The sequence below is a fragment of the Arsenicicoccus sp. UBA6765 genome, assembly GCF_002453335.1.
Classification (GTDB): domain Bacteria; phylum Actinomycetota; class Actinomycetes; order Actinomycetales; family Dermatophilaceae; genus Arsenicicoccus; species Arsenicicoccus bolidensis.
In genome coordinates this window covers 22885-30559 of the sequence record NZ_DKGR01000048.1, presented here as the reverse complement: position 1 = coordinate 30559, position 7675 = coordinate 22885, and the positions used below count along the sequence as shown (strand labels likewise).

Sequence of the window (7675 nt, the reverse complement as noted above, 5' to 3'; positions counted from 1 at the left end):
GCCCTTGAAGATCTGCTGGGACTCGGTGGTGGCGAAGGCGAGCGCACCCCGGTTGGCGAGCAGCGGGAGGTCGTTGTTGCTGGCCTTGCTCCAGCCACCCTCGCCGCCGCCGTGGAGGAAGAGGATGAGCGGCGCCTTGGACCGGGCCGGGCGCAGGGACTTCTTGGGTGCGTAGTAGCGGTACTTCAGGCCGTTGCGGGACGCGCCGGCGCCGAAGGCGTCGACCTCGGGGTCGACCACCCCGCCCTGGTGGAAGGACGTGAGCTGCACGGCGGCGCCGCTCTTGAGGCGGACGGGCGCGGTCTGGGTGAGCGAGTAGGTGAGGTCGCGCACGACGTTGCGCCCGGGCTTGGTGGCGTAGGCGAGCGTCGAGGCCCCCGGCACGCCCTCGCCGTGCGCGAGCTCGACGACGATGTCACCGGATCGGTCGAGGTGGGCACCGGTGACGGTGCGCTGCGCTGGGCGGCTGCCCGATCGGCTGGAGCGGGCGGGTGCGCACCGTCAGCAGGCTGTATGCCGCGACCGCGGGGCCATCGCACCCAGCGACGAGTCTGTGACAATGCGTGCATGACCTCGACGCCGCGGACGCCGCTCGCGATCAGGGTGCTGGCCATCGGGGCGGCCCTGCTCTACATGATGTGGGTCTTCTCGCCCTCCCAGCTGTCGCCGCGGACGTCATTCGTCAGCGAGCTGCTGGTCCACGACCAGCCCGGATCGGGGCTGCTGCGCGCGGCCGACGTCGCGGCCGGGAGCCTCGTCACCCTCGCCGCCGTGCTGGCCTGGCGTCGCCGGCGCCACGTCACCGACGTCCCGAGGTGGGTGCTGACCGCGGCGATCCTCGGGACCGCCGTCTTCGGGCTGGCCACGATCATCGACGCGCTGTCGCCGCTCGGCTGCACCCCCACCGCCTCGGAGGCCTGCCGCCAGGCCGAGCGTGACGGCTCCGTGCGCCTGCACCACCAGGTCCACAGCGTCTCCAGCTCGTTCGCCGGGCTCGGCACGACGGTGGCCATGGTCGCCACCGCACTGGTGGCACGCGCCCGCGCCGCGGTCCTGCGGCCGTGGGTCGTGCGCCTGTATGTCGTCTTCGCCGGCTTCTTCGTGCTCGTCACGGCGTGGGTGCTGCTGGAGGTGGCGCTGCACAGCGGGATGCTGCCCTTCACGGGTCTCGACGCCCTCGGCTGGAGCCAACGGCTGCAGATCACCTCCATCGCCGCCTGGCTCGCCGTCGTCGCCGCGGTCCCGCTCTGGGAACGTCCCGCGCGACGACGGGCCCGGACGCGATGACGTCCCGGGTGCTCGACGTGGGCGGGCGTGAGGTCCACGTCGCCGACTCGGGGTGGCCTGGGGGGCGGCCGGCGCCCGTCATACTCCTGGCCTCGGGGCTCGCGGGGGCATGGTTCGACTGGGCAGGGGTGCAGGCGCTGCTCGAGCCGCACGCCCGCGTGATCGTGATGGACCGGCCCGGGTGCGGCGACTCCCCGCAGCCCGTGGAGCCGGTCGTGGTGGACCTGGTGGGGTGCGCCGACGACCTCGTCGGGGTCCTCGACGCCTGCGGGGTCGGGTCGGCGGTGCTGGTCGGGCACTCCATGGGTGCCTGGTATGCCGAGGCGGCCGCCCGCCTGCACCCCCGCCGCGTGTCGGCCGTGGTGACGGTGGACGGCAGCGTGTGCGAGGGAGACGAGACGGCTCCCGAGCAGGACTCCAGCCCCGTGGCCACCCTGATCACCATCGGTGACCGCACGGTCGGATGGCGATGGCTGGGACCGCTGCTGCGGCGTCTCGGTGACCGCGGGCTGCCCACCGGCGAGTGGGGTCGCCGCCACCGCGAGCGCTCCGCCCGCACCTATGCCCGGGCCCACGTCTGGCGGACGATCGCGACCGAGGACGCGGCATACGCACGGTTGCGGCACGAGATGGCGCAGCTGCGCTCGACCCGGCCCCTGCCCGCCATCCCGGTGCACGCGGTCACGGCGTTGGCGGGCTCGATGCCGGGACGCTGGTCGTGGTGGGCCCGTCAGCAGCGGCGACAGGCCGCGGCGCTGTCCAGCGACAACCCGGCGGCGCAGGTCACGCGCGAGGTCATCCGCCCGGCCCGGCACATGGTGATGCTGCAGCACCCGCACCGCGTCGCCGACGCTATCCTCCGCACATCGGTGCAGGTTCGACGTCACATCTGACCATCGACCTGCACCGCTCTGCGCGGGGCCGGAGGCGAACCGGGTTGGGGGTGCGCAGCCCCGGGTACCACCAGGACATGAGAGTTCCCGAGCCGCGAGGCCCGCTCAGCGAGGCGGTCGGTGCGGCGCTGCGCACCGGCGACCCCTTGCCCACGCACGTCGCCGCGCCGTCCGCGGTCCTCGACGACGAGGACGCCCAGCTGGCGCTGTGGATGCTCTTCGAGCTGCACTTCCGCGGCTTCGAGGACGCCGTGGGCGACCGCGAGTGGGACCCCGACCTGCTGCGCCTGCGCGGCGGGCTCGAGGCGGGCATGGAGCAGGAGCTGCGCGCGGCGACCCGCGCCGTCGTCGAGGCGGCACCCGACAGCGGCGACCTCGCCGAGGACCTGTTCGCGCTCGTCGCGGCGGACGACGGGCCGTCGGTGGCGTCATACCTCCAGCGGCACGCCACCCGCGAGCAGGTGCTGGAGTTCCTGCGGCAGCGGAGCCTCTATGCCCTCAAGGAGTCCGACGCGCACTCGTTCGTGCTCGGGCGCCTCGACGGACCGGTCAAGGCGGCGCTCGCCGAGATCCAGTACGACGAGTACGGCGGCGGCCACCCCGAACGGTTGCACTCCACCCTGTACGCCGCGGCGCTGGACGCAGCCGGGCTCGACAGCACCTACGGCGCCTACCTGCCCGAGGTGCGCGTCGAGACCCTGGCCGCCAACACCGTGCAGGCCGTCTTCGGGATGCGCCGGCGGCTGCGCGGGGCGGCGATGGGCTTCCTCGCGGCGTTCGAGACGACGAGCTCGCTGCCCTGCCGCAAGATCGCGACCGGGATCGAGCGCGTGGGCCTGCCCGCCGCGACCGCCGAGTACTTCTCCGAGCACGTCGAGGCCGACGCCGTGCACGAGCAGGTCGCGGTGCGCGACGTCTGCGCAGGGCTCGTCGCCCGCGAGCCGCAGCTGCGCGAGGACGTGCTCTTCGGCGTCGCCACGTCGCTCCACCTCGACGCCGTGACGGGGGCCCGGATGCTCGAGCGCTGGGACGCCGCGTCCGTCCAGGCCGGCACGACCTCCCTCGTGAGGGTTCCCGTCGGGGTCCCCGACATGCCCGTCGGGCGGGCGTCATGAGCGGCGGAGGCGTGAGCCCGGGAGGCGCCGAGGTCACGGTGCGCCTGTGCCCCGGAGGCCCGCTCCTCGTGCGGGGGGCGGACGTCATCCGTGACGAGCAGGGCGAGTCCCACCCGGTCACCCGGCCGGTCGTCGCGGTCTGCGCGTGCGGCAAGTCCAGCCGCCGGCCCTGGTGCGACGGCACCCACAAGGTGGTGCGCCGTGGCTGAGATCGCTACGCGCACCATGAGATTCGGGTCGTTGCAGATCCGGTATGACGACCGCGTCCTCGAGCCCCGCCCGTGGACGACGGCCCAGTCGGCGTGGGCCGCCGAGCTGATCGAGCAGGCGCCCGAGGGCGGCGTGCTCGAGCTGTGCACCGGCGCCGGGCACATCGGGCTGCTCGCGATCGCCGGCTCGGACCGGCGTCTCGTGGCCGTGGACGCCAGCCCGACCGCGGCCGAGCATGCCGCCGACAACGCCGCCGCCGCAGGGCTCGCGGGACAGGTCGAGGTGCGCCTGGGACAGCTCGACGAGGTCCTGGACGCAGACGAACGCTTCGCCGTCGTGATCGCCGACCCGCCGTGGGTGCCCCGCGCCGAGACGGGGCGATTCCCGCAGGACCCGCTGCTGGCCATCGACGGCGGCGACGACGGCCTCGACGTGGCGCGGCTCTGCCTCGAGGTGATCTCGCACCACCTGGTGCCCGGCGGCGCCGCCGTGCTGCAGCTCGGGACGCTCGAGCAGGTGTCGGCGCTCGGTGACCGGGTCGCCGAGGGCGGCGTGCTGCGCACGGGAGAGGTGCGGAAGCACGACGGTGGGGTGCTCGTCCGGCTCGACCGGATGGCTTGACGACCCGGCCCCACGTGTGGCGCGTTCACGCACATGTCATCTCGCTCTCGGGCGAGGTTCGCCGGGCGGGGCCTAGCGTCGAGGGATCCATCCCACGCGCTCCAGGAGAAGCCATGATCCGCACGAGCCGCACCATTGCCACCGTCCTCGCCACCGCGACCGCTTTCGCCGGCCTGGCCACCGCAGCCCAGGCCGAGCAGCAGCCCAAGCCGACCGGCACGCCAGCCGCCGCGACCCCCGCCACGCCAGCCGCCGCATCAGCCGCCGCCTCATCCCCGGCGGACGCCGGCGACGCCGACAAGCGCAAGCCTGGCAAGCCCGGCAAGCCCGGTCAGCATGGCGGCCTCTACCGTCCGCTGCCGACGTTCGACCTCCAGGCGCACCGCGGCGGCCTCGGCCTGACCACGGAGGAGACCGTGCCCGGCTTCGCCAAGGCGCTGGCGCTCGGCGTCAACACCCTCGAGCTCGACACCGTCGTCACCGAGGACGGCGCGGTCGTCCTCAACCACGACTTCTCGATGAACGCCGTCAACTGCCGCGACACCAAGCCGCTGACGGCCGGTGACCCGATGTACCCCTACGTCGGCAAGAGCATCGCCAAGCTCACCCTCGCGCAGATCAAGACCGTCGAGTGCGGCTACCGCACGCTGCCGGACCACCCGGGCCAGCAGCTGGTCAAGGGCCCGCTGGTCGAGCTGCGCGAGGTCCTCGACCTGGTCAACGACTACCGCGCCCGCGGCGTCATGCTCAACATCGAGACCAAGTCGGATGCCGGCGACCGGAGCAACAGCGCGCCGCTGCCGTTCTTCGTCAAGCGCGTCTATCAGGAGGTGCGTCGCGCGGGCCTGCAGGAGCAGGTCATGATCCAGTCCTTCGACTGGTCGACGCTGCGGCTCATGCACAAGCTCGACCGGCGGATCCCGCTCGTGGCGCTCGACAACTTCGAGAACCAGCAGGTCGGCAAGCCCGGCGCCTCCCCGTGGCTCGGCGGGATCGACATCGACGACTTCGGCGGCAACGTGGTGCGCGCCGCCGCCTCCATCGAGGGCGTCAAGGTCTTCTCCTCCGGCTGGGACATCGGCAACAAGCCGTCCGGCTACTACGTCGACGCGGCCATGATCCGCCAGGCCCGCGCCTCCGGCCTCAAGGTCGTGCCGTGGACCGTCGACGACCCGGCCGTCATGCACCACCTGATCGACCTGGGGGTCGACGGCCTGATCACCAACTACCCGGACCGTGGGCGCCTGGTCATGGCGGAGCGCGGTATGCCGCTGCCCCGGGCCTACTCCCGCAAGCTCTGACGGCGGCGGCTGCGGCATACCAACGTCCATAGCCGCCTCCTGGGGAAGTCTGGGTACCGCTGTCGGTGCGCAGACTTCCCCGCGGAGTCAGGCCAGGAGCTCGGCGGTGGTGGTGAGGGTGATCTGCGGCTCGAACAGGCTCATCACCCGCAGCGCCGCCGCGTGGTCGTCGGGCGTGGAGCCGGCGCACGCGTCGGACACCACCGTCACCCTGGCGCCCGCGTCGGCCGCCGCCAGGGCCGTCGCAATAACGCAGCAGTCCGTCGAGACGCCGGTCACGACGAGCCGCGGTGTGGCGCCGACGATCTCGCGCAGGGCGGCACCCCACTTGCCGAACGTCGGCTCGGTGACCACGTGCGCCCCGGCCGCGAGTGACGCCAGCTCGGGCACGACGGCATACAAGGGGTCGCTGTCCTCGACGCGCGCGAACGGCCACCGGGCGTAGTAGTCCGCCCACGACCCCTGCGGCGACGCCGGCGCGACGAAGCGCGTCACCACCACCCGCCCCGTGAATCCCCGTGCGAGAGCGTGCACCCGGGGCACGATCGCCGCGAACATCGGCGAGCCCCAGTCGCTCTCGGGCGAGGCGAAGATGACCTGCGGGTCGATCACCACCAGCCAGGCGTCACCGTCAGGCGTCGAGTCGGCCATAGGTGCCGGCCTCCTGTCGGCGAACCCGGTTGCGGCGCAGCAGGAGACAGCCGACGAGACCGATCAGCAGGGCGAGCAGGACGCCGATGTTGGAGTAGGGCCAGGCGCCCTCCCACGCGTCGCCGGCCCGCGTGCCGAGGCCGAGCGGGGAGAGCAGGTAGCCCTGCCAGTTGTTCCACGGGGCGTCGGCGGCGAAGGTGTTGACCACGAGACCCCAGCCCACGACCGAGGCGATCGCCATGAGCGCCAACGAGGTCCAGTCGAACCTCCCGTAGCGCCCGCCACCGTCGAACAGCGCGTCGTCGTCGTAGTCGCGCCGCCGCAGGGCGATGTCGCCGATCATCACGCCGGCCCACGCCGCGAGCGGGACGCCCAGCGTGATGAGGAAGCTCTGGAACGGCCCGAGGAAGCTCTGGGCGAAGAACACGACCCAGATCGTGCCGGCCGTGAGGATGATCCCGTCGACGAGAGCCGCTGCGGGACGGGGGATCCGGACACCGAGGGACAGCAGCGTGAGGCCGGAGGAGTAGATGCCGAGGACGGCCCCCGACACGAGTGCGAGCACCGCGGCGACGAGAAAGATCACGAGGAACCAGGTGGGCAGGATCGTGGCGAGCGTGCCGATGGGGTCGGCGGTGATCCCCTCGGAGAGCTTGGGGTCGGATCCGGCGAGCAGCAGGCCGTAGAGCACGAGCAGCGTCGGAGCGACGGCGCCGCCCAGGGTGTTCCACGCGACGATGGCGCCGCTGGACGCGTCACGGCGCTGGTAGCGCGACCAGTCCGCGGCGATGTTGATCCAGCCGAGCCCGAAGCCGGTCATCACCATGACCAGCGCGCCGACGACGGACTGCCATGGGCCCGAGGGGAGCTCGCGCACGGCATCCCACCGCACGTGGCTCACGGTGAGGGCGATGTAGACGATCGTCGCCGCACCCGTGACCCAGGTCAGGACCGACTGCAGCCGCATGATGATGTGGTAGCCGGCGACCGAGGCGAGCACGATGATCGCCGCGACGACGACGGTCGCGACGACCTTGGTGGGCGTCCCGCCACCCCATCCGAGGCGGCCGAAGATCGTGGACGTCGCCAGCACGGCCATGATGGCGAGGAAGGTCTCCCACCCGATCGACACGAGCCAGGACATGACGCCGGGGACCTTCTGCCCCTGCACGCCGAAGGCCGCGCGGCTGAGGATCATCGTCGGGGCGGACCCGCGCTTGCCGGCGATCGCGATGATCCCGCACAGAGCGAAGCTGAGGATCACGCCGACGACGGCGACCACGGCAGCCTGCGCGAACGAGATGCCGAAGCCGAGCACGTAGGCGCCGTACGAGATCCCGAAGACGCTGACGTTGGCCGCGAACCACGGCCAGAACAGGTCGTGCGGGCGTGCGGTGCGCGCGGACTCGTCGATGATCTCGATGCCGGTGGTCTCGACCCCGCGGCGGCGGACCTCGGTGGCGGTCTGGCCTGGTGAAGACGTCGCTGTCATGGTCCTTATGCTCTCACCGAGCCGAGCGCGGTCGTCGCAGATCCGGTCTCGGTCGTATGACGAACCGCCCCGGGTGCGTGGGCTGCGCCTTCGCCCTAGGGTCGG

General features: G+C 72.5%; 8 protein-coding genes and 1 pseudogene. 6 read left to right on the top strand and 3 right to left on the bottom strand.

The annotated features are described in order from the left end of the window. Positions 1-384 (bottom strand): annotated as a pseudogene (locus B4K29_RS13030) (hypothetical protein); the annotation flags it as partial. 183 nt (positions 385-567) lie between these two features. Between B4K29_RS13030 and B4K29_RS13025 the strand changes: the two are divergent. The 6 genes from B4K29_RS13025 to B4K29_RS13000 all read left to right on the top strand — a co-directional run bounded on the left by B4K29_RS13025 (position 568) and on the right by B4K29_RS13000 (position 5427). Further along, on the top strand, positions 568-1287 hold the full coding sequence (locus tag B4K29_RS13025) for a DUF998 domain-containing protein (protein ID WP_019284457.1): 720 nt from the start codon (positions 568-570) through the stop codon (positions 1285-1287). Further along, a complete protein-coding gene (locus B4K29_RS13020) occupies positions 1284-2180 on the top strand; it encodes an alpha/beta hydrolase (protein ID WP_286959905.1) in 897 nt (298 codons plus the stop codon). Before B4K29_RS13025 ends, B4K29_RS13020 begins: the two co-directional genes overlap by 4 nt. Before the next feature lie 77 nt (positions 2181-2257). After that, positions 2258-3295, top strand: a complete 1038-nt coding sequence (locus B4K29_RS13015) for an iron-containing redox enzyme family protein (protein WP_286959904.1) — start codon at positions 2258-2260, stop codon at positions 3293-3295. 11 nt (positions 3296-3306) lie between these two features. Continuing rightward, a complete protein-coding gene (locus B4K29_RS13010; RefSeq protein ID WP_286967623.1) occupies positions 3307-3504 on the top strand; it encodes a CDGSH iron-sulfur domain-containing protein in 198 nt (65 codons plus the stop codon). Beyond that, positions 3497-4126 (top strand): methyltransferase domain-containing protein, encoded by a 630-nt coding sequence (locus B4K29_RS13005; RefSeq protein WP_286967621.1) that lies wholly within the window; start codon positions 3497-3499, stop codon positions 4124-4126. Before B4K29_RS13010 ends, B4K29_RS13005 begins: the two co-directional genes overlap by 8 nt. A 113-nt stretch (positions 4127-4239) precedes the next feature. Further along, positions 4240-5427: a glycerophosphodiester phosphodiesterase family protein gene (locus B4K29_RS13000; protein WP_286959903.1), complete on the top strand. Its 1188-nt coding sequence runs from the start codon at positions 4240-4242 to the stop codon at positions 5425-5427. 87 nt (positions 5428-5514) lie between these two features. On the opposite strand, the gene B4K29_RS12995 is transcribed toward B4K29_RS13000, so the two are convergent. Continuing rightward, complete coding sequence (locus B4K29_RS12995) at positions 5515-6078, bottom strand: cysteine hydrolase family protein (protein WP_286967619.1); 564 nt, start codon at positions 6076-6078, stop codon at positions 5515-5517. Then, complete coding sequence (locus B4K29_RS12990; RefSeq protein ID WP_286967616.1) at positions 6059-7570, bottom strand: purine-cytosine permease family protein; 1512 nt, start codon at positions 7568-7570, stop codon at positions 6059-6061. Before B4K29_RS12990 ends, B4K29_RS12995 begins: the two co-directional genes overlap by 20 nt. Positions 7571-7675 lie beyond the last annotated feature (105 nt).